Genomic DNA, 24,430 nt, shown 5'->3' with positions numbered 1-24,430 from the left:
GCAGTTCGAGGATCAACACGCCCGGCTCACGATCAAAACCGCAGCCTGATCCTGTCTACCCGCAGGGGCGCACTCCAATCGGCGTCCAATCTTGACCCCTTGAAGGGTTGAGACGGTGAGGCGGCGGCGCGGCGGAGCTGGTTTGGGTTGCGCAGCCGCGCCAGCTCCGGGTCGTCGGCGCGTTGGTCGCTCAGAGCCTGTTCTTGAAGCGTCAGCTCTCGTTGCCGGTCTCGACGATGTCGCAGTGATGGGTCAGCCGGTCGAGGAGCGCGGTGGTCATCTTGGCGTCGCCGAAGACGGAGGGCCATTCGCCGAAGGCGAGGTTGGTGGTGACGATGACGGAGCTCTGTTCGTAGAGCCAAGCAGGTAAGGCGCTGTTTGGGCTGCGCCAGAGAAACCGCTTTTGGCGTCACTTCGACGCGGCGAGTCTAGGTTTCCCGATTTGCTGGCGATCTTGGGTCAAGCTTTTATGCAGGTTGGTTCAATAGGTACCGGCTTTTTCGACGCCGCACGAACCTGAACACGGGCAATCGGGCATCTCAGACGCCAAATGGCGGCGCCAGAAGAGCTCAGCAGAGCAAAATTTGGGAGCATTTTGCGGCGAGTCAGGCTTTCGCGAAACGGCCTCGTCCGAGTCTCGGATTTGCGTTACGCGAGTCCATAATCCTCGAAAACGTGGACCGAGGCCCCATTGATATTTCGAGGAAATCTCTGCAGCGAGAGTCAGAGATTTATGTTACCGCACATGCAACGACCTGCGTCACCGGAGCGCTTTCGGCGCTCCGGCTTCGGCGTTATGGTCCGGTCATGGCCCAGACGGAGCAACAACCCGGTGTCGAAAGCGGCCCGCCCGGCCGGGCTGGCATCCTGCTGCTCGCCGGCGGGGCTCTCACTCTTGTTCTGACCGGCCTGCTGCTGTGGTGGCGCGAGGGCAGCCGACTGTTCACCGACGGTCTGATCGCCGCCATCGTCGCCTGCTTCTAGCGGTCTCCAGCTTCTCTTCGGGACATCACCGTGAATCGCCGCCTCATCCTGCCCCTCGTCGTCTTCCTCGCCGGCGCGCTCGCGCTCGCCGCAGCGGCGATCCTCACCTTCTCCCCCGGCAGCCGGACGACGGGGAGCGGGACGGCCAGCGTCGGCGGCCCCTTCACCCTGACCACGCAGGACGGCAAGCCGCTCTCCGATACGGATCTGCGCGGCTCGCCCTTCCTGGTCTTCTTCGGCTTCACCCATTGCCCTGATGTCTGCCCGACCAAGCTCTTCGAGATCTCCGAAGCGCTGCGCGCCGCCGGCGAAAGCGACAAGGCCAAGAACCTGAAGGCGCTGTTCGTGACCGTCGATCCCGAGCGCGACACGCCGGAGGTGATGAAGAGCTATCTCAGTTCCTTCGATCCGCGCATCATCGGCCTGACCGGCGATCGCGCAGCAATCGACGCGACGATCAAGGCTTATCGCGCTTATGCGAAGAAGACGCCGCTCAAGGATGGCGACTACACGATGGACCATACCGCGCTGGTCTATCTGATGGGCAAGGATGGCGGCTTCGTCGGCGCCTTCAATATCGAACAGGCACCGGCGCAGGCGGCGGCGGAGTGGCTTCGCCAGAGCTGACGGCCTCGGCCGGCGGCGTCCGCCGGCGCGCCAGCCCGTGCTCCGTCTTGTTCCAGGCGAAGCGCCGGGCGAAGTATTCGTAAAAGGCCATCCAGGCCGCGACCGAGACCAGCCCGTAATAGAGCGGCAGCAACGGCAGCAGCCATAACAGGCTCGGGTCGCGCCGGCGCAGCGCGCCGATGGCCGGTGGCAGGAACAGCGAGAGCGTGCCGAAGAGCCAGATCGACAGCGCGAAGGCCGATGTCACGGTGGTCAGCGCGCTCGCCGGGTCGAAGAGCGAGCCCTCCCAATAGGCGATGAGCGTCGCGACCGCGAAAACGGGATAGCCGAGCGCCGTCACGATCGTGCCCAGCGCCAGCGAGGCGAAGGCGAAGGTCGCAGCGAAGCCGGCCTCGCGCAGCAGTTTCAACGGCGCGCGCGAATGCGTCACCGCCGTCTGCATGTAGCCCTTGATCCAGCGTGAACGCTGGCTAAGCCAGGCCTTGACCGTGACCGGGGCCTCCTCGCGCGTATCCGACGGCAGATCGCCGATACGGTAGCCGGCCCTGGCCAGCCGAACCGCGAGATCGGCATCCTCGGTGACGTTCCAGGCGTCCCAGCCGCCCAGCGCCCGAAGCACATCAGTCCGGAAATGATTGGAGGTGCCGCCCAGCATGATCGGCAACCGGGCGCGCAGCAGCCCGGGATTGAGCACCTCGAAAAGCCCTGCATATTCCAACGCGAACAAGGCCGGCAGCAGGCCCTCCTCGGCATGGTCGATCACCAGCCGTGCCTGGAGGCAGGCGAGATCGTCGGAAGCGCGATGGAAGCGCGCTGCCGCCAGCCGCAATTGCTGGGGATCGGGAATGTCCTCGGCGTCGAAGATGGTGAAGAGGCTCCCGCGCGCCTCGAGCAAAGCGAGGTTCAGCGCCCGCGGCTTCGTCCGGGGCTGGCCGGGCGGCACGATCGTGACGGTGACATGCGCCGGCAGGGACATCGGCGCGAGCGCCGCCCGCATGCCGGTATCTTCAGCTTCGACCAGCAGGCGAATGTCCAGCTTGGCCGGTGGGTAGTCCAGCTCCGACAGCGCCCGGAGCATCTGCCGCAGCACTGCCTCCTCCCGGTACATCGGCACGGCGACGGTGTAGACCGGCAAACGGCTGTCATCGAGGCGCCAGCGCTGGGTGCGCCAGAGATCGGGGGAGGTGCGCTCGATCGAGGCCGCAAGCCTGAGCAGAATGAGCCCCAGAAACAGCGGCCCGAGCAGCAGGGCAAGCGCGAAGAAGCTCTCCAGCGGCGCGAAGATGCCCCCGAGCGTTGCCGTCGCGAGGCCGATGCCGGTCGCGGCGACCTGGCCGCGGCTGGCGCCGGTGCGGGCGCTGTCACGCGCAAGGCCCGGCTCGTCGAGCCCGGCAGCAGATCGGGCCAGCCCTTCGCCATTGGCCTCCCGCAGGCGGTCCGCGAAGCGACGGGGCGTGGTGACCGCGACATCGCCGCGGTGGCGCGCCCCGGCCGAGATCATATGGCGCAGGGCGGCGCCTTCGGGCGCGAGCAGGAAGCGCAAGCGCGGGTTCACCTGCCCCGCCAAAGGAGCGATGCCGCCGCGCAGGATCGCCTCATGCCGGCCACCGGACGGGAGATCGAAGGCGTCGGTATGGAAAGGCAGGCCGAGCTCGGCAGCGAGCGCCCGGTAATAGCTCTCCTGATCGATCAACCCGAGCGCGAAAACCTCGCGCACCGCGTCGGTGCCGTAGCGCCGCGCGCGACGCGCGGCAAGGGCAAGGCCGGCCGGCGCGACGCCGTGGCGGGGGAGAAAAGCGATCTCGACGGGCAAATCGGCGAAGCCGCGCCCCTGCGGATCGACAACATCGCCCCGACCGTCGCCCCCCACGGTCCAATCCCGTCCGACACCACGCCAGCCGGGCGCCCAGCACGCCCGGCAAACCTATGGTTGCGGTTTCAGGCGCGCGAGTCGAGTCGCGAAGTCGTACGACTTTCGGAATTTCCGGGCCGACGGGCGTGCCGTCAGCGCCCCGCCAGGATCTCCGCGACCTGCGGGATGTCCTTGTCGCCGCGGCCGGAGAGGCTGACCACCATCAGATGGTCCTTCGGCTTCTGCGGGGCGAGTTCAGCGACGCGCGCCAGCGCATGCGCGCTTTCGAGCGCGGGAATGATGCCTTCCAGCCGCGACAGAAGCTGGAAGGCTTCCAGTGCCTCTTCGTCGGTGGCCGAGAGGTATTTCACCCGGCCGACATCGTGCAGCCAGGAATGCTCCGGCCCGATGCCGGGATAGTCGAGCCCGGCCGAGATCGAATGCGCGTCCTTGATCTGCCCGTCGTCGTCCATCAGCAGGAAGGTGCGGTTGCCGTGCAGCACGCCGGGGCGCCCGCCGGTCAGCGAGGCGGCATGCAGGCCGCTCGGAATGCCGTGCCCGGCCGCCTCGACGCCGTAGATCTCGACGCTGGAATCGTCGAGGAAGGGGTGGAACAGCCCCATCGCGTTCGAGCCGCCGCCGATGCAGGCGACCAGCGAATCCGGCAGGCGGCCTTCGGCTTCCTGCATCTGCTCGCGGGTCTCCTTGCCGATGATCGACTGGAAATCGCGCACCATCGCCGGATAGGGATGGGGCCCGGCAACCGTGCCGATGCAGTAGAAGGTCGTCGCGACATTGGTCACCCAGTCGCGCAGCGCCTCGTTCATGGCGTCCTTCAGCGTCTTCGTGCCGGATTCGACCGGCACGACGGTGGCACCGAGCATCTGCATGCGGAAGACGTTCGGCGCCTGACGGGCGACGTCGACCGCGCCCATATAGACGATGCATTCGAGCCCGTAGCGGGCGCAGAGCGTCGCGGTCGCGACGCCGTGCTGGCCGGCGCCGGTCTCGGCGATGATGCGCTTCTTGCCCATGCGCCGCGCCAGCAGGATCTGGCCGAGCACGTTGTTCACCTTGTGGGAGCCGGTATGGTTCAGCTCCTCGCGCTTCAGATAGATCTTGGCGCCATCGAAATGCTCGGTCAGGCGCTCGGCGAAATAGAGCGGCGAGGGCCGGCCGACATAGTGCTTCAGCCCATAGGCCATCTCGGCGTGATAGGCCGGGTCGGCCTTGGCGGCGTTGTAGGCTTCCTCCAGCTCGAGGATCAGCGGCATCAGCGTCTCGGCGACGAAGCGGCCGCCGAACATCCCGAAGCGGCCGTTCTCATCCGGGCCGTTGCGGTAGCTGTTCGGGCTGGAGGGGGCGTTCATGCCGTCAAACCTTCCTGCATTGCCGCCGCGGCCTTGCGGGCCGATGCGATGAATTCCGCGATCCGGGCCGGATCCTTGACGCCCGGCGCGCGCTCGACGCCGCTCGATACGTCAACGCCGGCCGGCCGGGCCACCCGGATCGCCTCCGCGACATTCGCCGGATCGAGCCCGCCCGATAGCATGAAGCGCAGCGCAGGGTCGAGGCCGGTCAGCAATGTCCAGTCGAAGGCGCGGCCATGCCCGCCGGGGAAGGCGGCGTCCTTCGGCGGCTTGGCATCGAGCAGGATGCGATCGACCACGGCCGCATAGGGCGGGACGCGATCCAGATCGGCGGCCGTCGCGACGCCGAGCGCCTTCATCACCGGCCTACCGCTCGCCGAGGCGATGGCCGCGGCAAGCTCCGGCGATTCCGAGCCATGCAATTGCAGCCGGTCCGGCTTCAGCAACTCCACCAGATCGGCCGCGCGCTTTTCGTCCCAATCGACGATCAGCGCGACGATTTCCGCCTTGCCGCGCGCCTGTGCGGCGAGTTCCGCAGCGCGTTCCGGCGTGACGAAGCGCGGGCTCTTCGGATGGAAGACGAAGCCGATCATGTCGGCGCCGCCGCTGAGCGCCGCGTCCAGCGTCTCGGGAGTCGAGAGGCCGCAGATCTTGATCGTTAAGGTTGCGTTTACCATCGTTCCGTCTTAGCGCCGGTTTGAAAGCCTTCACGCCGAGGGCTTCGATTGCCGGACGGGCATCTAGCATAGTCGCGTCATCTGCGCAGTGGGCCGATTCCATGCCACACTTGCGACATGGTGGCGAAGGAAGCGATGCTGTGACGGGGCGAAGACAAGGGGCGTAGCCGGTTTCGCGATGCGGTGGAGCGTATTGACCATTGCGGCGGCCCTGCTCGCCATCCTCGGCGTCACCGCCGCAGCCCTCTATATCTATAACCAGCCGCGCACGCTGCGCCTCGCAGTGGGGCCGCTCGGCTCGGAGGATGCGCGCATGGCCGCCGCCTTCGTGCAGGGGCTCAACCGGGACAAGGCCGATGTCCGCATCCGCCTCCTCCTGACCGAGGGGGCCGAGGACAGCGCGAAGCGGATCGATGCCGGCGAAGCCGACCTCGCCTTGCTTCGGGCCGATATCGCCATGCCCTCGACGGCCGACACCGTGCTCATCACCCGTCGGACCTTTCCTTTCATCATCACGACGAAGGAGACCGCGATCGGCCGCATCGCCGATCTGCGCGGCCGCAGGATCGGTGTCGGACGCAATCCGGCCGGCAATATCGTGCTGCTGAAGCGGGTGCTGGGGCAGTATGAGGTGAGGCCGGAAGAGGTCGAGATCGTCGGGCTGACGCAGGACGAGATCGTCACCGCGGCGAAGGACAGGCGCATCGACGCCTTCTTCTCGATCAATGCAGTCGGCTCCCACACCAACAATGACGGTTTGCGCCGGCTGCGCGAGGCCTGGGGCGAGGACCCGGTGCTGATCCCGATCCGCGAGGCCGATGCGCTCGCGGCCCATTACCGCGCGATCGAGACCGGCGAGATCGTGCGCGGCGCGCTGGGCGGCGACCCGCCGCGCCCGGCCGAAAGCCTGCAGACCATTGCGATCACCTCGCGCCTCGTCGCCGCCCAGAGCCTCGACGACACGCTCGTCGGCAACCTGACCAAGGACATCCTCGCGCTCAGGCTCACGCTGGCGAGCGAGCTGCCCGCGATCCAGGCGCTGGAGACGCCCTCGACCGACAAGGATGCGCCCCTGCCGGTCCATACCGGCGCCGCCGCCTATATCGATGGCGAGCAGGAGAGCTTCTTCGACCGCTATGGCGACTGGTTCTATATCGGCGCGATGGCGCTGTCGGCGCTCGGCACCGGCGCGGCCACGATTCTCGGCCGCGAGGGCGCCACCCGCCGCCGCCGCGCCATGGCCGGCCTCGACACATTGCTGGAGCTGCTCGGCACCATCCGCTCCTGCGAGGACGAGGCGGAACTGGCCCGGCTCGGCCGCGAGGCGGACATGGTCCTGACCCGCGTGCTCGCCGATTATGCCAAGGGCGATCTCGATGCGGCCGCGCTCGCGGCCTACCGCCTCGCCATCGATCAGGTCGGCCGGGCCGTCGCCGAACGGCAGCGGGCGCTGGCCGAAGGTTGAGCCCGTTCACCTTTCGGCACCGGCTGCGGTTGCCGAAACGGCCGCCAACGTTTATGTGCAGCGCAACGAATTCCAGATTCACGTGAAACGGGCTGCGCCGGCAGGGCTTTGAACCTGACCGGCTCGTGGCCTTGAAAGCAAGGCCCTATCCGCATGTCCATGCGCAACATCGCCATCATCGCGCACGTCGACCATGGCAAGACCACGCTCGTCGACAAGCTGCTGCAGCAGTCCGGCACCTACCGCGACAACCAGCGCGTCATCGAGCGCGTGATGGATTCCAACGACCTCGAGAAGGAGCGCGGCATCACCATCCTGGCCAAGGCGACCTCGGTCGTCTGGAAGGATACGCGCATCAACATCGTCGACACCCCCGGCCACGCCGATTTCGGCGGCGAGGTCGAGCGCATCCTGAACATGGTCGATTCGGCCATCGTGCTGGTCGACGCGGCCGAGGGCCCGATGCCGCAGACCAAGTTCGTGGTCTCCAAGGCGCTGAAGCTCGGCCTCAAGCCCATCGTGGCGATCAACAAGGTCGACAAGCCCGACGCCCGCACCACCGAAGTCATCAATGAGGTGTTCGATCTCTTCGCCGCGCTCGACGCGACCGACGAGCAGCTCGACTTCCCGATCCTCTACGGTTCGGGCAAGCAGGGCTGGATGGCGCATGATCCGGCCGGCCCGCAGGACCAGGGCCTGGCCCCGATGTACGACCTGATCCTCTCGCATGTGCCCGAGCCGCGCGTCGAGGAAGGCCCGTTCCGCATGATCGGCACGCTGCTGGAGGCCAACCCCTATCTCGGCCGCATCATCACCGGCCGCGTCGTCTCCGGCACGGCCAAGCCGAACCAGCAGATCAAGGTGCTCTCGGGCGACGGCTCCACCGTCGAGACCGGCCGCATCACCAAGATCCTCGCCTTCCGCGGCCTCGAGCGCACGCCGATCGAGGAAGCGATTCCGGGCGACATCGTCTCGATCGCGGGCCTGGTGAAGGGCTCGGTCGCCGACACCTTCTGCGACCCCTCCGTCACCGAGCCGATCGAAGCCCAGCCGATCGACCCGCCGACGGTGTCGATGACCTTCATGGTCAACGACTCGCCGCTCGCCGGCACCGAGGGCGACAAGGTCACCACCCGCGTCATCCGCGACCGCCTGCTCAAGGAGGCCGAGGGCAATGTCGCGCTGAAGATCGAGGAAGCCTCCGACAAGGACAGCTACATCGTCTCCGGCCGCGGTGAACTCCAGCTCGCGATCCTAATCGAGACGATGCGCCGCGAGGGCTTCGAGCTCGGCGTTTCGCGTCCCCGCGTGGTGCTCAAGCGCGACGAGAGCGGCCAGCTCCTGGAGCCGATCGAGGAGGTCATCATCGACGTCGACGAGGAGCATTCCGGCGTCGTCGTGCAGAAGATGTCGGAGCGCAAGGCCGACATGCTGGAGATGCGTCCCTCCGGCGGCAATCGCCTGCGCCTGATGTTCCATGCCCCGACGCGCGGCCTGATCGGCTATCAGGGCGAACTCCTGACCGACACGCGTGGCACGGCGATCATGAACCGCCTGTTCCATGACTATCTCCCCTACAAGGGCGAGATCGGCGGACGCCGCAACGGCGTGCTGATCGCGATGGAGACCGGCGAGGCCGTGGCCTATGCGCTGTGGAACCTCGAGGATCGCGGCCCGATGATGATCGAGCCCGGCTGGAAGGTCTATCAGGGCATGATCGTCGGCGAGCACACCCGCGAGAACGACCTCGAGGTGAACGTGCTCAAGGGCAAGAAGCTCACCAACATCCGCACGACGTCGAAGGATGAGGCCGTGCGCCTGACGCCGCCGATCCGCATGACGCTGGAGCGCTCGCTGGCCTGGATCGACGACGACGAGCTCGTCGAGGTCACGCCGAAGTCGATCCGCCTGCGCAAGGCCATCCTCGACCCCAACGAGCGCAAGCGCTCGCAGAAGATGAAGGCCGAAGTGGCCTGATCGGCAATGCCCGGGTCCTGACCCGGGCATTTTTTTGATCTGAAGCCGGGTCTGCGCTCAGCGCAGCCCGAGGATGACGCACCGGGCGATTGCCCTCGCGCACGCGCTCTGGTCCTCTGCCCGCCTCCAGATCATCGCGCGTCCGACCGGACGCGGTCACGGTGATCTATCACGGTGTTATCGCATCGGATTTTTCCGAAAAGTGGAGCCCGCTTTTCGGTCCGATGCGAAAGGGGAAGGACCATCGCCATGCAGTTCCGCAATCTCGGCCGCTCGGGCCTGCGCGTCTCGCTCGTCGGCCTCGGCTGCAACAATTTCGGCGGCCGCATCGATCTCGAGGCGACGCGCAAGGTCGTCGACGCCGCCATCGAGCACGGCATCACGCTGTTCGACACCGCCGACATCTATGGCGAGAAGGGCGGTTCGGAGACCGCGCTCGGCCAGGTGCTGGGCGCGCGCCGCAAGGACATCGTGCTCGCCTCCAAATTCGGCATGAAGATGTTCCATGGCGGCGAGGGCGGCTCTCGCCGCTACATCATGACCGCCGTCGAAGAGTCGCTGCAGCGGCTGAAGACCGACTGGATCGATCTCTACCAGTTCCACAAGCCCGACCCGCTGACGCCGATCGACGAGACGCTGCGCGTGCTGGAAGACCTCGTGACCCAGGGCAAGGTCCGCTATATCGGCTGCTCCAACATGGTCGCCTGGCAGGTGGCCGATGCGCAATGGACGGCGCGCGATCTCGGCCTCACCGGCTTCGCCTCGGCGCAGGACGAATACAGCCTGCTGAAGCGCGGCGCCGAGAAGGATCTGATCCCGGCCATCGCCCATTACGGCATGGGTCTGCTGCCCTATTTCCCGCTCGCCAACGGCGCGCTCACCGGCAAGTACAAGCGCGGCGCGGCGATGCCGGAAGGCGCGCGGCTGACCAAGCTGCCGGAGCGTGCCGGCCAGATCTTCAGCGAGGAGAACTGGCTGAAGATCGAGGGGCTGACCGCCTTCGCCGAGCCGCGCGGCCACAGCCTCGTCGAGCTCGCCTTCTCCTGGCTGGCAGCGCAACCGGTCGTCTCCAGCGTCATCGCCGGCGCGACCAAGCCGGAGCAGATCGCGGCCAATGTGAAGGCGGCCGACTGGGCCCTGACGGCGGGAGAGCTGGCGGAGATCGATGAGATCGTGAAGTAGGCAGGAACCGTCCCCTCTCCCCTTGCGGGGAGAGGGTGAGGGTGAGGGATCTCGCGACGCTGATCGCTAGCGATTCAAGCCGGTGCGCGCCCTCATCCGTCTCGGCTTCGCCGCGCCGCCTTCTCCCGCAGGGGAGAAGGCGGCGCCATTCCTGACAGCTTCGTGCATCCCGTCGCGCCATCGCCATGGACCGCCCGCGCGCGCCCGCTTATGGTCCGCGCCATGAGCGATAAAGCCACGACCGCCCCCGCCCTGAAGCCCGGCGACCACCTCTTCCTGGTCGACGGCTCGAACTTCATTTTCCGGGCCTATTTCCAGTCGATCAACCAGGACCGGAAATACAATGCCCGTTCTGACGGCTTGCCGTCCGGAGCGGTCCGGCTCTTCGCCACCAAGCTGTTTCAGTTCGTGCGCGAGGGCGTGCTCGGCGTCAGGCCGACCCATCTCGCCATCGTCTTCGACAAGTCGGAGAACTCGTTCCGCAAGGCGATCTACCCGGCATACAAGGGCAACCGCTCAGAGCCGCCGGCCGATCTCATTCCCCAGTTCCCGCTGATGCGCGAGGCGGTGCGCGCCTTCGGACTGATCCCGGTCGAGCAGGATGTCTACGAGGCCGACGACCTGATCGCGACCTATGCGAAGCAGGCGCGCGAGGCCGGCGCCGATGTGCTGATCGTCTCCGCCGACAAGGACCTGATGCAGCTCGTGCGGCCGGGTGTCGCCATGTACGACCCCGCCTCGGGCGACCAGAAGAAGGGCGCGGGCTTCCGCGCCGAGCGTCGCATCGGCGAGCCGGAGGTGGTCGAGTATTTCGGCGTCACGCCCGACAAGGTCACCGATGTGCAGGCGCTCGCGGGCGATGCCACCGACAACGTGCCGGGCGCGCCCGGCATCGGCATCAAGACGGCGGCCCAGCTTATCGGCGAATATGGCGATCTCGAAACCCTGCTGGCGCGCGCCGGCGAGATCAAGCAGCCGAAGCGCCGGGAGACGCTGACCAATCCCGAGGTCGTCGAGAAGGTCCGGATCTCGCACAAGCTCGTCACGCTCGTGGACGACGTGAAGGTCGAGACGCCGCTGGAGACCCTGACGCTCGATCAGCCGGACCCGGCCAAGCTCATCGCCTTCCTCAAGGCGATGGAATTCACCACCATCACCAAGCGCGTCGCCGAGGCCTATGAGGCGGATGTCGGCGCCGTCGATGCCGATCCGGCGCTCGCTCCCGGCGGTTCGCGCGCGGCCGAGCTCAAGGCGCTCTATGCCGGCGCCGATGTCATCGAGGACGCGGTTTCCGACGTGACGCCGGCCGCCCCGTCAGCCTCGGCCACTCTGCCCGAAGCGACCGGCGGCGAAGCCGGCTGGATGAAGCCCGCCGATCTCGCTGCATCTCGCAAGAACGAGGCGATCGCGGGCAAGATCGACCGCTCCACATATGAATGCGTGCGCACACTCGCCGATCTCGAACGCTGGATCGGCTGGGCTTATGAGGCCGGCCATGTCGCTCTCGACACCGAGACGAACTCGCTCGATGCGATGCAGGCCGATCTCGTCGGCATCTCGCTCGCGGTCGCGCCCGGCCGCGCCTGCTATATCCCGCTGCAGCATCGTGCCGGCGATGGCGGGCTCTTCGATGAAGGTCTGCTGCCCGAGCAGATTCCGCTGGCGCAGGCCGTGGCGGCGCTGAAGCCCCTGCTGGCCGACAAAAGCGTGCTCAAGATCGGCCAGAACCTCAAATACGACCTGCTGGTTCTGGAACGCCACGGCCTCACCGTGTCCGCGATCGAGGACACGATGCTGATCTCCTATGCGCTCGATGCCGGCAGCAACAGCCACGGCATGGACCGGCTCTCCGAGCTCCATCTCGGCCATGAGACGATTCCGTATGCGCAGGTCGCCGGCAGCGGCAAGTCGCAGATCACCTTCGACAAGGTGCCGCTCGACAAGGCGACCGACTACGCCGCCGAGGATGCCGACGTCACGCTCAGGCTCTGGCTCGCGCTGAAGCCACGGCTTGCCGCCGAGAAGAAGACCGCCGTCTATGAGGTTCTGGAACGGCCGATGGTCGCCGTGCTCGCCGCGATGGAGACGCGCGGCATCGCCATCGACCGGCAGATCCTCTCCCGCCTCTCCGGCGATTTCGCGCAGGGGCTGGCGCGGCTGGAGGACGAGATCTACGAGCTCGCCGGCGAGAAGTTCACCATCGGCAGCCCGAAGCAGCTCGGCGACATCCTGTTCGGCAAGATGGGGCTGGCAGGCGCCAAGAAGACCGCGACCGGCCAATGGGCGACGGGCGCCGGCGTGCTCGAAGACCTCGCGGAGCAGGGCCATCCGCTGCCTTCCAAGATTCTGGAGTGGCGCCAGCTCGCCAAGCTGAAATCGACCTATACCGACTCGCTGCCCGCCTATGTGAACCCGCAGACCAACCGGGTCCACACCTCCTATGCGCTGGCGGCCACCACCACGGGCCGGCTCTCTTCGTCCGAGCCCAACCTGCAGAACATCCCGATCCGCACCGAGGCCGGGCGCAAGATCAGGACGGCCTTTATTCCGGAAAAGGGCTTCAAGCTGGTCTCGGCCGATTACAGCCAGATCGAACTGCGCCTGCTCGCCCATATCGCCGAGATCCCGCAACTTCGGCAGGCTTTCGCGGATGGCATCGACATCCATGCGATGACGGCCTCAGAGATGTTCGGCGTTCCCGTCCAGGGCATGCCGAGCGAGGTGCGCCGCCGCGCCAAGGCGATCAATTTCGGCATCATCTACGGCATCTCGGCCTTCGGGCTGGCCAACCAGCTCGGCATCGGCCGCGAGGAGGCCAGCGCCTATATCCGCAAGTATTTCGAGCGCTTCCCCGGCATCCGCGACTACATGGACCAGACCAAGACCCATGTGCGCGCCCATGGCCAGGTCACCACGATCTTCGGCCGCGTCTGCCATTTCCCGGCGGTGGCCTCGAAGAACCCGTCCGAGCGCGCCTTCGTCGAGCGCCAGGCGATCAACGCCCCGATCCAGGGCTCGGCCGCAGACATCATCCGCCGGGCGATGATCCGCATGGACGCGGCGCTCGCCGCCCAGCGGCTCAATGCCCGCATGCTGTTGCAGGTCCATGACGAGCTCGTCTTCGAGGTTCCCGACGAGGAGGTCGAGAAGACGCTGCCGGTGATCGAGAGGGTGATGATCGAGGCGCCGCATCCGGCCGTGCAGCTCAGGGTGCCGCTCGCCGTCGAGGCCCGCGCCGCCGGCAACTGGGACGAGGCGCACTGAAGCCTCGCCCCGTCGCCGGCTGCGGAACAGAAGCAGGTCCGCCCGCGTTGGCGCCATGAGAGAGACCCGCATCAGGCGGGTCTCTTGCGGCCAACGTCCAGTCCGGACACCATTGGTCTTCACGGCATCGAGCGACAGGAAACCAGCGTCATGGCAAGAACGACATCTCCGAAACGTTCGGCGGCCGCGGCCGTCAAGGACGCCAAGGCCGGGATCGAAGCCGGCACCGAGGATGTCGCGCAGAAAGCGCGCCGCGCCGGTGCCCGTGCCAAGCGTCAGGCGAGCGCGCTCGAGGAGACCCTGACCCGCAGCGCCGAGGATATCGCCGCAACCGTCAGCGACCGGCTGCGCTCCGTCGGCGTCGATACCGACCGGATGGTCGACGTCGCCAAGGAACAGGCGACAGAATTGCAGAAGCTGGTCGAGGACGAGATTCGCGAGCGGCCCCTGCGGGCGCTCGGGCTGGCGGCCGCCGTCGGCCTCTTCGTCGGCTACCTTTCGGCGCGATAGCCGATGTTCGGGGGGCTCGGTTCCTTCATCGCTTCGGAAGTCTCCGGAACGGTGAAACGCAACGCCACGGTCTTCGGCCTGTTCGCCTTCGCGGCCCTGCTGCTGCTCTGCGCCGGAGGCTATGCGCTCAATGCGCTGCACATCGTTCTGACGGAGCGCTATGGCGCGGTCGCGGCAAGCCTGTGGATCGCGGGCGGCCTCGCGATCTCGGCACTGATCGCCTTCGGCATCGCGCTCTTCGTCAGGAACCGCCCGCGCCCGCAGCGCCCGATCGCCGCCACCGCGGCCTTCGCCGCCGCTCCGCTGGCCGCCAAGATGCTGACCTCGCGGACCGGATGGCGCATCGCGGCCCTGGCCGGAATCGCGGTGCTGGGCACCGTCCTCGGCCGGCAGCTTTTTTCGGGCGGTGACGGCGAGGACACGGATGAGGCCTGAAGCGCCTCACCCGGCGCGGGTGGACGGAGGCTGTCTTTTTACATAGGGATACGGGTATGCGTCCTGTAACAGGACAGGCATGTCTGATCTCGTGAGGCCCCGGAACCGCTTGCCGCTCCCCGCCTTTCCCCTGCTCGGCGCGCGGCTGCGCTCAGCAACGATCACGATCGGCGCGATCGGCGTCGTCGCCATCGCGATCGTTCTGGCGGCCTGGATCAATCTGCAGGCGCGCCACGCCGCGGACCAGGTTTCGCACGCGATCGAGATCCGGGAACGGGCGGAACGCTTCCTCGGCCGGCTCCGCGATGCCGAGACCGGCCAGCGCGGCTATCTGCTGACCGGTCAGGCCGCCTATCTCGAACCCTTCACCGAAGGCAGTGCGACGGCCGGTCCGGAGCTCGACGTGCTCGAGGCGCTGGTCGATGCCGACCCTGCCCAGAAGCAGCGCGTGGCCAGCCTGCGCGAGACCATGCGGCTCAAGCTCACCGAGCTGAACAGGACGATCGAACTCACGCGCAACGGGCGCCGCGAGGAGGCCGTCGCCATGATGCGCGACGGGCCCGGCATCGCCACGATGGACAAGCTGCGCGACGCGGTCCAGGAAATCCAGCAGACGGAGAACATCCGCCTGCGCTCGCTCTACCGCAGCGAGGAACGGCGACGCCTTTGGGGAAGCACCGGCATCGTCGTCGCCCTTGCCGGGCTGGCCTTCGCCGCCTGGCAACTCCTGCGCAGGCGCCAGCGTCGCAGCACGGAGCTGGCGGTCAGCAATGCCGAGCTCGAGCAGATGGTCAACGATCGGACCCGTGAGCTCGAAGGCGAGCGCCTGCGCATCGAGGCGCTGCTGCGTGACGTCAATCACCGCGTCGGCAACAACCTCGCCATGGTCTCCGCATTGCTGAACGTGCAAAGCCGGCAGACGCGCGAGCCTGCGGTCAAGGCGGCGCTGGGGCAGGCGCAGTCCCGCATCCAGGCGATCGCCGCCGGGCAAAGGCGGCTGCGCTTGGACATTGAGACCGATGCCATCGAGGCGCGTCCCTATATGGAGGACCTGCTCGCCGAGATCGCCAAATCGGCGGAAGGGCGGCCGATCACGATCGAGCTCGACATGGATTCGATTCGGCTGCCCGGCCGCGACGCGGTGTCCTACGTCGTCATCGTCAACGAGCTCGTCACCAATGCGATCAAGCATGCCTTTCCGGACAATATGGCCGGACGGATCGCGATCCGCCTCGAACGCGCCGAGCAGGACGGCGAGCCGGCCCTGTCGCTATCCATCGAGGATGACGGCATCGGCATGCCGGCGGAGAACCACAGCAAGGGGCTCGGCCAGACCGTGATCGCGAGCCTGCTGCGCAGCATGCGGGCGACGATGACGACGCTGCCGCTTCACCCCGGCGCCGACCGCCCGGGAACTCGTGTCACCGTGATTTTCCCGAAGCGCGACGGCGCCTGACCTCTGGGGGCAGGCGGATCAGGCGATGCTTTCGGGAACGATGCCCCCGATCGCCGCCATGACGAAAGCCACGACCTCCCGCGTCGAGAAGGGCTTGCGCAGGAAGCGGGCCTGCCGCAGCGGCTTGGGCACCTCCTGCGGCGCCGAGCCGGACACGAAGGCGAAGGGAATGCCGGTCTTGCGCAGCGTGTCCGCGACTTCGAAGGTCTTGCCGTCGACGACGTCGATGTCGAGCAGGGCGCAGGAGAGCTGCCCGGCTGCAGCCCGCCGGGCCTGAGCGACGGATTCGACGACGATGAGCTCGGCCGCCTCGCCGAGCTGCTCCGCCACCGCCATTTCGATGTCCATGGCGATGAACGGGTCGTCTTCGACAATCAGAACGCGAACAGCAGCCATTGGAACGGCTTTCTCACTCACTTCAACCTGTTACCCCCCAACGTAACAGGGGTCACGATGTTCCTGCCTCCAACGCGCCGCCGCCAGGATTACATCCGGTTTGACTCAATTCTGCCGGATCACGGTTAGCAAAGGGTAAGCGCCCCCTCCCACGCGATCAGCGCCGGCGCCCGGTACCGGAGCTCGCGAGCGTCAACTCGAATTGCGTGACGCCACCGGCGGCATTGAAGCCGCGCGTCGTCTGAATCGCACGCGGCTGCAAGCTGACCTTGTCATCCTCGCCGCCGATCAAGGGCGATGAGGCGGCACCGCTTGCGGGCGCGGCGGCGGCCGTCTGCGCCGTGTAGCGGCCGTTCAGCGCGCCGAGCGGAGCGCGCGCATAAGGGCCGTAGACATGCCAGGACATCGTCGTGGGGCGGATCGAGCCGAGATCGAGGCCGAACTGGCGGACGATGCCGGTATAGTACTGCATCGGCCCTCGCCTCGGCCTGAAACGGCATTCGAGCGGCTTTTGCGTCTTCACGGCGGCCCCGAAGCTCGCCCCGACCGTACAGGACAGCCGCCCGGTCGGAGGCCCCGACTGCGCCCGCGCCGGGACCGGGCCGAACAGGCAGGCGAGCGCGGCCGCGGCGCCGAAGCATGACGTGTAGTGCCGAATGCTCATCTTGAAAGCTCCCGCCAGAGGACTCACCGCCCGGATCGCACTGCAATCTGGGTGATCATGCATTCCCTATCAATATGCGAAGACGGATGCACTGTTCGGGTCGATTTCGACACGATCGGGTCCGGCTCCGGGTGACCCAACGAAACGCCTCAAGATGCCCACAGTTCCGGCATAATGGAACCACCGAGAGCCTGTTGCGTTGCGGCTTCATCCTGGCATGGGAATGTCGATGTCCGTGAGTCGCCTGAGTGGGAAAACCCCGACACCCCCGGAGCCGACCGCCGGACCGGATCTGCTCGTGCCGCCGTTCTGGGAGCTCGAGGATCTGCTCGCCGACGGGCTCGCATGCGAGGCGGCCCTTCAGGTGATGGCCGCCCGCCGCGCCGCGCTGAGGCTGGTCGACGGCTCGGAGCCTGAGGCCGACCCGGCCAGTGAGCTCGCCGCCCGCCGCTTCAAGCTGATCTTCTGAGCGCAAAACGACCGCGAACCTATTGGCAGAAGCGCGAGGCATGCGTGCGGCGCTCCTGAATGTCGATGTGCAGATGATTGGCGTGGGCGGCATCCGAGCCGGGCCCCAGCGCCGTCATGAACGCGCCGCAGGCCGATTGGCGCACGGCCGTCAGGAACCGGTTCTGAGCCAGGCCGGCCGGCTTCTCCACCGAAACCTGCGTCGCGGCTTTCCCCTCGCCGAGGTGGAACGCGAAGATGTCGAGCGCCTTGCCCGTGGCATGCTCGCTGACGGGCCCGGCCGAGGCGCGGTTGCGTCGCCGGCATTCATGCCCGCCGCCGACGCGCAATTCGGTGAGATCGCTGTCGAAATGTCCCCGTGCCAGCGGCCGGACGCTGTCGTCGAGCCAGCCTGCGACGGTCTTCGCCATGACGCAGCTCAGCGTCACCGGCGGCGCGAAGGTGACGGTGCCCGCGCCCGCCGTCCCGGTTGCGCGGAGGGCAAGTGCCTTCACGATGACGGGCTCGTCGACGCGGCAGGCGGGATCGCCCTGCGCGAGCTTCGGATCGGCGGCCTCGACGCTGTTGCCCGGGATTGCCTTGAGAGCCGCCAGGCAGGACGTTTCCCCGCCCGGGGGTAGCGCTTCCGGCCGCTCGCTGGCGAGAGGCTGCGCGGCAGCGCCCCCCGGAGCTGCGGCAGGCCGCATCGTCTGCTGTTCAGTGGAAGGGCCAAGCTCGGCCGGCCGGACCGGCGGAAGCGTGCGCGAAAACGCCCCGCCGTCCTTCCGCGACGCCTGCGCGGCGGCAGGGACGTCGGAAAGAAGCGGCAAGCCGCAACAGAGAGCCAATGCCACAGCGAGGCTGCGAGCGGGCCAGATCAGCCGTCGAGGGCCGAAGCGCTGGCCACCGCAATGCTGGTCAATGCCGCGAGCGCCAGCGAGAGAATCTCGTTGCTGATCGCTCCAGGCTGCACCGTTCCGGAAAACAACGCAGCCGCAACCGTCGCCGCGCCCCCTGCTGCAACCACGAAGGTCGTTGCCATGGCCCACACCCTCCCCAACTGCAAACCAACCCGACATCAAGTCGCGAACGCAGCGTGACGAGGCTTGTTCCGCAGCGTGCGCCAAAAGCAAGGCCCGCAGCGAAGGCGAGCCCAATTATCCTTCACAGATCCTTCACGCCGCCTTCCGGCCGGCCCGGCGATCGAAGAACAGCGCCTGGCTGATCGCAGCCTTCACCGCCTCGGGCTGGAACGGCTTGGTGATGAGGAAGGCCGGCTCCGGCCTGTCGCCCGTCAAAAGCCGCTCCGGATAGGCGGTGATAAAGATCACCGGCACGTCAATCGAGGTCAAGATCTCGTTAACGGCGTCGAGACCGGAGCTGCCATCGGCCAGCTGAATATCGGCGAGCACGAGCCCGGGGCGCTTCTTGGCGACCAGAGCGATCGCCTCGCGCTGGGTGCGCGCAATGCCGGTGACGCTGTGGCCGAGCTCCTCGACCATCGTCTCGATGTCGAGCGCGATGATCGGCTCGTCCTCGATGATCAGGACATCGGTCGCGACCTGCTCGGCGATTTCCTGGCCCGCGATCTGAACCAGCGCGGCGGCGTCCGGGGACGAGATTTCCATGATCGCGGCAACCTCCTCGATCGAGAAGCCCTCCACGGTCCGTAGCAGGAAGGCCTGGCGCGGACGCGGCGTCAGTGCCTCGAGATTGCGCTCGGCCGGCGAATTACCGAGCTCGACAACCGTCTCGCGCGTGTCGATTCCGACCGAGGACCAGAGCTTGAGGAAGGTCCGGTAGAGCCCGATGCGCGGGTCCAGGTCACGGGGAAAGCTGGAGGGGTCGGCGATGAGCGCTTCCAGCATGGCGACGACATGCGCGTCGCCGCTGGTCTGCGTGCCGCTCAACGCGCGAGCGAAGCGGCGCAGGTAAGGAAGATAAGGCGCAATTTCCTTGGCTATCGTCATCAAACCGTCCTTTTTATTGTGCGCGGATAATGACTTAGGTACCGCAGGAGACAAGCAATTTATTTTTTTGGAAAGTGGGAACCTTTCAAGAGGGAGGCTGTTATTAGGGCGCATTGGTGTCGCCGTCGCCGCCCGAGGCTGGTTCCGCCATGATCGGAAGTTACATGCGGGACCTGCTGGAAAAGCAGGCCTGGTCTCGGCGCGAGGGCTGATATGACGAATCTGGATGCTGCAATGCCTGATCCCGGAGGCGACAACGACGATCTCGACATGGTTCTCGATCCCAGGGTCCAGGAATCCATCGGCCGCTCGCTGAAAGCGCATTACGACGACATCGTGAACGCGCCGATACCCGACAAGTTTCTCGTGCTGCTGGCGCAGCTGGAGGCGACGGAGCAGCGCGCAGGCGGAGCGTCGTCCCATGAGTGCCAATGACTGCAAGGCGAGCGACTTCAAGGCCAATGAGTTCAAGGACGGCCTGATCAAGGAGATTCCGAATCTCCGCGCCTTCGCCGCCTCTCTCTCCGGCTCAATGCAGCTCGCCGACGATCTCGTTCAGGACACGCTGCTCAAGGCCTGGGGCAATTCGGAGAAGTTCGAGCCGGGAACGAGCCTGCGCGCCTGGCTCTTCACCATCCTGCGCAACACCTATTATTCGCTCTACCGCAAGCGCGGCCGCGAGGTGCAGGACAGCGAAGGAACCTATGCCGAGCGTCTGGCGACGCATGGCAACCAGGAAAGCCATCTCGATCTCGCCGACTTCCGCAAGGCGCTGGCCAAGTTGCCCGAGGAGCAGCGCGAGGTGCTGATCATGGTCGGCGCGACCGGGCTCTCCTATGAGGAGGCGGCGGAGATCTGCGGCGTCGCGATCGGAACCATCAAGAGCCGCGTCAATCGTGCCCGCACCAAGCTCGCCGAACTCCTCTCCATTGGCAGCGTCGACGATCTCGGACCGGATCGGACCAGCGCTGCCGCCATGCAAAGGGCGGGCTCCGAACCAGTCGGCTCCTGAATGCGCCTGACGCGATTCAGCACTGTCCGGGGGCGCTTGCTGGCGCTGCTGATCGCGATCGCGCTTCCGATCGGCTGCGTGACCGCCCTGGCCGCGGCCACGGCCTATCGCACCATCACCGGCGCGATCGAGACCGCGCAGATCCGGGCGGCCGACGAGTTCGCCATTCGCACGCGGATCTGGTATCGCGGCGCCCTGCGCTCGCTCCTGTCCTTCGGCACGGCCACGGCCGAAGCCGGGCTTTCGCCCGAGCTTTGCAGGGAGGCCGGCCTCAAGATGCTCGCCCAGGTCCGCGGCTTCTCCGCCGTGCTGGTGCGCGGCGCCGACGGGCAGCTTTGCACCGCAGCGCTCGATGCCGGTATCGATGCGCAAACGCTGGATCGAACGGCGACGCGCCTGCGCGACCTTCCCGCCGTGGCGCCCTGGAGCGGCATCGATCTCGGCAAGTCGCATTACGACCAGGCCACGATCGGCAACCGGCGCTATCTCACCGTGCATACCGAAAATCCGACGGCATCCGGAGCGGGTCTGCGCGAGGCTCTGCTGCTGATCGAGCCCGAGGTGCTGGAGAACGTCTTCGACCTCGGCGAGGGCGGCACGGACATGGATGTCGCGCTCGTCTCGCAAGGCAGCGGCGTGGTCGCCAGCCGCGGCGACGGCGAGGCTCTGGGCTGGCTGCCGCGCGATGCCCGTCTCCCGCAGGAGCTGGAGCGCTGGCGCGCGCCGAGCCGCCAGGGCGACGAACGCGTCTATGTCGCGCGCATGGTCGCCGAACCCGATTTCTACGTCGTCGCCTCCTTCGACGATTCGCGCGAGCAGGCCGCGCGCATCCAGTTCGCGGTGCTCCTGCTCGCGCCGTTGCTGACATTGACCTTGCTGTGCATCGTCTATCTGCGCGCCATCGACCGGCACTGCGTGCGCTGGCTGCGCAGCATCGAGGCGGCGGCCCGCTCCCGTGCGACCGCGCGACGGGCGGCGCGTGCGGCCGTCGCCGACGACATGCCGAGCGACATCCGCAGCGTCGCCGAAGCCTTCAACATGATGGTGGACGAGCAGGAGGTGCGGCAGCGGCGCCTGCAGACCGCCCTCGACGACAACCGCTTCCTGGTGCGCGAACTGCATCACCGGGTGAAGAACAGCCTCCAGGTGGTGCAGAGCTATATCGGGCTGACCAAGCGCGACTATCGCGACGAGGCCAGGCTCGCCTTGGCCGACGCGGAATGCCGCGTCCACGTCCTGTCCGCAGCCTATCGCTTCACCCTCGCGGATGGCGAGATGCAACCGGTCCGGGTCGACCTGTTCCTCGAGGACGTCGTCACGATGATCTCGAACCTGATCCGCCGGCGCGATCAGTGGATCTCGGGCCGGATCGAGACAGCCGCGACCTTGTCGGTCGATCGCATCATCCCTCTCGGCTTTCTCGTCGCCGACGTCGCCTCACGCGTGCTGCGCAGCACGCCCGGGGTGCGGATCACGCTGACGGTCCACGATCTCGACGACACGACGATCGAGGTCGCGATCGAGGCCGACCGGGAGATCGTGCATCAGGAGCCACCGCGCCTGTTCGCCGGCCTGCTCGCGCAGATCGAGGCGGTTCAGTCCGGACCGCCGGAGGGGCGCAATCTCGGGCGTTGGCGCGTCAGCCATAAAGGCTGAGACCGCTGCGCGGGCGGGTCTCCAGCGCGTCGGTCAGCAGGGCTTTTCCGGCGGAGCCTCAACCGGTTCGATCAGGACACCGACGCTCAACCCCAGGAAGGCGCCCGGCGGCCCCGTGAAGCTGCCGGCGATCGGCGATGCGTCCTCGGGGACACGCGCCACCGCGATGCGCAGAAGCTGCCGATCGGCGACGAGATCATTGGTCGGATCGAACTCGACCCAGCCATCGCCGGGGATGAAGACATCCGCCCAGGCATGCGTCAGGCCGACGGGCGAGATGAGCCCGGCCGCGTCCGGCGTCTGATCCTGGATATAACCGGTGACGAAGCGCGCCGCGAAACCCATGCGGCGCGCCAGCTCGATGAACAGCCAGGCGTAGTCGCGGCAGGAGCCGCTGCCGAGCAGCAGCGTGTCGGCCGGATGCTGGGTACCCTCGTCGTAGCGGACGGCGTAGCTCAGCCCGGCATGGATCGCATGGGCGAGATCGCGCAGGAGATGGCCCGAGCCCGGGCCGAACCCGGCACGGAAATCGGCGAGCCAGCGCTCGATCACGCCGTCGGGATCGGCCGCGGCGAGGTGGAGATAGGGCTGCAGGACCATGCGTTCGCCGTCGCTGTAGACGACACCGGTCAAGGCCGCGCCCGGTGCGAGCCTGCTGCGCGGCAGCGCCGAACCGAAGCGCTCGAGCATCAATTCGCTGACGATCTCGAGCGTGTCGTGGGGTTCCGCGAATGTCGCGACGGCGACCGGGTTGCCATAGGCATCGTGCATCCAGCGCAGCATCGCAGGAGGCGAGATCGCCAGGGCAGTATCGACCAGCCGCAGATCAAAGCTGTCGCGCGGCCTGAGCATCAGCCGATGCGGGCCGAAGCTGACCGGCTCGGCATAGCGGTAGGTCGTGGCATGGCGGACACGCAGATGCATCGGTTCCCCTGTCGGCGCCCTTCACCCGCAAAAAACAAGCCGCCCCAGGGCGGCTTTGAAGTGCGGCGCGAGGATGCGCTGCGGGCTCAACGCGGAAAAGCGTGATTGGTTCCGCTGCTCCTGGAGCATTTTCGAGCGAAGTGGACAGCGGTTTGCGTGAAGAAAATGCGATAAAACAAGGAGATCGGAGAAGCGCGGAAATGCTCTAGCGCAGGATCAGGGCGCGGACGCCATCCGCCATCGCCTGCTTCGACGGCGCCGGGATGCTGCGGCGGGCGGCGTTCTCGCTGCGGTCCGCCCGATCGACGGCGGCGAAGCGGGCTTCACCCGGCTGCGCATGACCCCGCAAGGCGGCGACGGTGGTCGAACTCTGGTCGGTCGGCATCTGCAAGCCGGCGCCGAAGCTCAGGCCGGTCACCACGGCCGCCATGCAGCCGAAAAAGAACAAGGCGCGCTTGGCGGGGGCCAGGCTGTCGTTCAGCATCTTCGTCTCCCAACGCCTGCGCCAGCCCGGATGGGCCGGCTGTTACGAGATAGAAACGCAGCCGGACGGTTTCCGGTTCCCCGGGACGGGACGACGAAGGCAAAAGCTGGTCGAAACCGGCCCTCGTGGAACGCCGAACGGCTTCCCGGCGTTATTCGGCCGCCGGCGCAATCTTCCGCCGCGAGGGGGGAACAGATTCAATGATGAACCTCAATTCGAGGCCGGGCCGCATCGGCACGCCCTGCCTTGCCTGTCCTTTGCGCATGAAGCCCGCCTTCGAGGACAAGACCGATGACGAGATCCGTTTCATCCAGGCGATGAAGACCGATCACCGCAGCCTGAAGGCGGGGAGCGACATCATTAGCCCGGACCAGGAAAGCGCCGAGCTCTACACGCTCTTCTCGGGCTGGGCCTTCCGCTACAAATCCCTGCCGGACGGGCGCCGCCAGATCCTCAACTTTCTCCTGCCCGGCGACATCGTCGGCCTGCAGGCCTCCCTGCTCGCCGCGGCCCAGCACGGCATCGAGGCGCTCACCGATGTCGAACTCTGCGTTTTCCCGCGCAAACGGATCTGGGACCTGTTCGTGCGGATGCCCAATCTCGCCTATGAGCTCGCCTGGCTGGGCTCCCGCGAGGAGTCCATGATCGACGACAACCTGACCTCGGTGGGCCAGCGCAATGCCAGCGAGCGTATCGCAGCCCTCGTCATCACGCTCTATCGCCGCGCCGATGCGCTCGGGCTGGTCAGCGACGGCAGCTTCGACTTTCCCCTGTCGCAGCAACAGCTTGCCGATGCGCTCGGCCTTTCCCTCGTCCATACCAGCAAGACCTGGTCGAAACTGCGCAAGGCGGGGCTGTTCACCATTTCCGGCGGACGGCTGACCCTGCTGAATCCGCGCCTTACCGCCCGCATGGCCGCTGTCTACGAGCAAAGCAAAGCGCCGCGGCCGCTGATCTGACGCCATTTCATGGCCAACGGCCGAGATGGGGCTTGGCGAGAGGCCGGACTTGACCCCATATGCCGGGTGGGTAACGTTCCGCAGCGCTTGAAGGCGAAGTTCGGGGCGCGCAAGGGGTA

Annotated in this window: 24 protein-coding genes and 1 pseudogene; 14 read left to right on the top strand and 11 right to left on the bottom strand. The window is 67.0% G+C overall.

Features of this window, described 5'->3' with window-relative positions:
- Positions 1-32: 32 nt before the first annotated feature.
- Positions 33-358: pseudogene (locus AB6806_RS25190) on the bottom strand (ATP-binding protein); the annotation flags it as partial.
- 449 nt (positions 359-807) lie between these two features.
- On the opposite strand from AB6806_RS25190, the gene AB6806_RS25185 reads away from it, so the two are divergent.
- Positions 808-984, top strand: coding sequence for a hypothetical protein (locus AB6806_RS25185; protein ID WP_185748076.1), 177 nt, complete (start codon positions 808-810; stop codon positions 982-984).
- A gap of 30 nt (positions 985-1,014) precedes the next feature.
- Entirely contained in the window at positions 1,015-1,611 is a 597-nt protein-coding gene (locus AB6806_RS25180) for an SCO family protein (RefSeq protein ID WP_370955771.1), read from the top strand.
- Here the strand turns inward: AB6806_RS25180 and AB6806_RS25175 are convergent.
- From AB6806_RS25175 to AB6806_RS25165, 3 genes are all read right to left on the bottom strand, one after another.
- Positions 1,556-3,481 (bottom strand): glycosyltransferase, encoded by a 1,926-nt coding sequence (locus AB6806_RS25175; protein ID WP_370955770.1) that lies wholly within the window; start codon positions 3,479-3,481, stop codon positions 1,556-1,558. The genes AB6806_RS25180 and AB6806_RS25175 overlap by 56 nt on opposite strands.
- A 134-nt stretch (positions 3,482-3,615) precedes the next feature.
- Positions 3,616-4,833 (bottom strand): tryptophan synthase subunit beta, encoded by a 1,218-nt coding sequence (gene trpB, locus AB6806_RS25170; RefSeq protein WP_370955769.1) that lies wholly within the window; start codon positions 4,831-4,833, stop codon positions 3,616-3,618.
- Positions 4,830-5,510, bottom strand: coding sequence for a phosphoribosylanthranilate isomerase (locus AB6806_RS25165; RefSeq protein ID WP_370955768.1), 681 nt, complete (start codon positions 5,508-5,510; stop codon positions 4,830-4,832). The genes trpB and AB6806_RS25165 overlap by 4 nt, the downstream gene beginning before the upstream one ends.
- 193 nt (positions 5,511-5,703) lie before the next feature.
- Between AB6806_RS25165 and AB6806_RS25160 the strand changes: the two genes are divergently transcribed.
- From AB6806_RS25160 to AB6806_RS25130, 7 genes are all read left to right on the top strand, one after another.
- Entirely contained in the window at positions 5,704-6,975 is a 1,272-nt protein-coding gene (locus AB6806_RS25160; protein WP_162719996.1) for a TAXI family TRAP transporter solute-binding subunit, read from the top strand.
- A gap of 153 nt (positions 6,976-7,128) precedes the next feature.
- Entirely contained in the window at positions 7,129-8,952 is a 1,824-nt protein-coding gene (gene typA, locus AB6806_RS25155; RefSeq protein ID WP_038365017.1) for a translational GTPase TypA, read from the top strand.
- 249 nt (positions 8,953-9,201) lie between these two features.
- Positions 9,202-10,134, top strand: a complete 933-nt coding sequence (locus tag AB6806_RS25150) for an aldo/keto reductase (protein WP_142023399.1) — start codon at positions 9,202-9,204, stop codon at positions 10,132-10,134.
- 222 nt (positions 10,135-10,356) lie between these two features.
- Entirely contained in the window at positions 10,357-13,398 is a 3,042-nt protein-coding gene (gene polA / locus AB6806_RS25145) for a DNA polymerase I (RefSeq protein ID WP_142023400.1), read from the top strand.
- A 150-nt stretch (positions 13,399-13,548) separates the two neighbouring features.
- Positions 13,549-13,908 carry a DUF883 C-terminal domain-containing protein gene (locus AB6806_RS25140; protein WP_038365020.1) on the top strand — a complete coding sequence of 120 codons (360 nt, stop codon included), beginning with the start codon at positions 13,549-13,551 and terminating at the stop codon, positions 13,906-13,908.
- Between the two features lie 3 nt (positions 13,909-13,911).
- Positions 13,912-14,343, top strand: a complete 432-nt coding sequence (locus AB6806_RS25135) for a hypothetical protein (RefSeq protein WP_038365022.1) — start codon at positions 13,912-13,914, stop codon at positions 14,341-14,343.
- 79 nt (positions 14,344-14,422) lie between these two features.
- Positions 14,423-15,799: a sensor histidine kinase gene (locus AB6806_RS25130; protein WP_142023401.1), complete on the top strand. Its 1,377-nt coding sequence runs from the start codon at positions 14,423-14,425 to the stop codon at positions 15,797-15,799.
- An 18-nt stretch (positions 15,800-15,817) separates the two neighbouring features.
- On the opposite strand, the gene AB6806_RS25125 is transcribed toward AB6806_RS25130, so the two are convergent.
- Together AB6806_RS25125 and AB6806_RS25120 are read right to left on the bottom strand one after the other, a co-directional pair.
- A complete protein-coding gene (locus tag AB6806_RS25125; protein WP_112762414.1) occupies positions 15,818-16,195 on the bottom strand; it encodes a response regulator in 378 nt (125 codons plus the stop codon).
- A 157-nt stretch (positions 16,196-16,352) separates the two neighbouring features.
- On the bottom strand, positions 16,353-16,859 hold the full coding sequence (locus AB6806_RS25120) for a DUF992 domain-containing protein (RefSeq protein ID WP_051988248.1): 507 nt from the start codon (positions 16,857-16,859) through the stop codon (positions 16,353-16,355).
- A 229-nt stretch (positions 16,860-17,088) separates the two neighbouring features.
- On the opposite strand from AB6806_RS25120, the gene AB6806_RS25115 reads away from it, so the two are divergent.
- Positions 17,089-17,328: a hypothetical protein gene (locus AB6806_RS25115; protein ID WP_370955767.1), complete on the top strand. Its 240-nt coding sequence runs from the start codon at positions 17,089-17,091 to the stop codon at positions 17,326-17,328.
- Between the two features lie 19 nt (positions 17,329-17,347).
- Here the strand turns inward: AB6806_RS25115 and AB6806_RS25110 are convergent, their stop codons facing one another.
- From AB6806_RS25110 to AB6806_RS25100, 3 genes are all read right to left on the bottom strand, one after another.
- Positions 17,348-18,013, bottom strand: coding sequence for an extensin-like domain-containing protein (locus AB6806_RS25110; protein WP_185748078.1), 666 nt, complete (start codon positions 18,011-18,013; stop codon positions 17,348-17,350).
- Between the two features lie 170 nt (positions 18,014-18,183).
- Entirely contained in the window at positions 18,184-18,348 is a 165-nt protein-coding gene (locus AB6806_RS25105) for a hypothetical protein (RefSeq protein ID WP_162719994.1), read from the bottom strand.
- A 133-nt stretch (positions 18,349-18,481) separates the two neighbouring features.
- Complete coding sequence (locus AB6806_RS25100; protein ID WP_038365029.1) at positions 18,482-19,276, bottom strand: response regulator; 795 nt, start codon at positions 19,274-19,276, stop codon at positions 18,482-18,484.
- Positions 19,277-19,489: 213 nt separating this feature from the next.
- Here AB6806_RS25100 and AB6806_RS25095 point away from each other — a divergent pair, with 213 nt between their 5' ends.
- Genes AB6806_RS25095 through AB6806_RS25085 form a run of 3 tightly spaced genes read left to right on the top strand, consistent with a single transcriptional unit; the run spans position 19,490 to position 21,944 of the window.
- Positions 19,490-19,711 (top strand): NepR family anti-sigma factor, encoded by a 222-nt coding sequence (locus tag AB6806_RS25095; protein ID WP_038365032.1) that lies wholly within the window; start codon positions 19,490-19,492, stop codon positions 19,709-19,711.
- Positions 19,698-20,288 carry a sigma-70 family RNA polymerase sigma factor gene (locus AB6806_RS25090; RefSeq protein ID WP_038365035.1) on the top strand — a complete coding sequence of 197 codons (591 nt, stop codon included), beginning with the start codon at positions 19,698-19,700 and terminating at the stop codon, positions 20,286-20,288. Before AB6806_RS25095 ends, AB6806_RS25090 begins: the two co-directional genes overlap by 14 nt.
- Positions 20,289-21,944, top strand: a complete 1,656-nt coding sequence (locus tag AB6806_RS25085) for a histidine kinase dimerization/phosphoacceptor domain -containing protein (protein ID WP_142023404.1) — start codon at positions 20,289-20,291, stop codon at positions 21,942-21,944.
- Between the two features lie 33 nt (positions 21,945-21,977).
- Here AB6806_RS25085 and AB6806_RS25080 read toward each other — a convergent pair whose 3' ends face one another.
- Positions 21,978-22,868, bottom strand: coding sequence for a transglutaminase family protein (locus AB6806_RS25080; protein WP_142023405.1), 891 nt, complete (start codon positions 22,866-22,868; stop codon positions 21,978-21,980).
- A 205-nt stretch (positions 22,869-23,073) separates the two neighbouring features.
- Complete coding sequence (locus tag AB6806_RS25075) at positions 23,074-23,352, bottom strand: hypothetical protein (protein ID WP_112762410.1); 279 nt, start codon at positions 23,350-23,352, stop codon at positions 23,074-23,076.
- 200 nt (positions 23,353-23,552) lie between these two features.
- On the opposite strand from AB6806_RS25075, the gene AB6806_RS25070 reads away from it, so the two are divergent.
- A complete protein-coding gene (locus AB6806_RS25070; protein WP_133561329.1) occupies positions 23,553-24,311 on the top strand; it encodes a Crp/Fnr family transcriptional regulator in 759 nt (252 codons plus the stop codon).
- Positions 24,312-24,430 lie beyond the last annotated feature (119 nt).

The sequence above is a fragment of the Allobosea sp. RCC_152_1 genome, from assembly GCF_041360765.1.
Lineage (GTDB): Bacteria > Pseudomonadota > Alphaproteobacteria > Rhizobiales > Beijerinckiaceae > Allobosea > Allobosea spartocytisi.
This window is presented reverse-complemented; position numbering and strand designations above follow the sequence as displayed.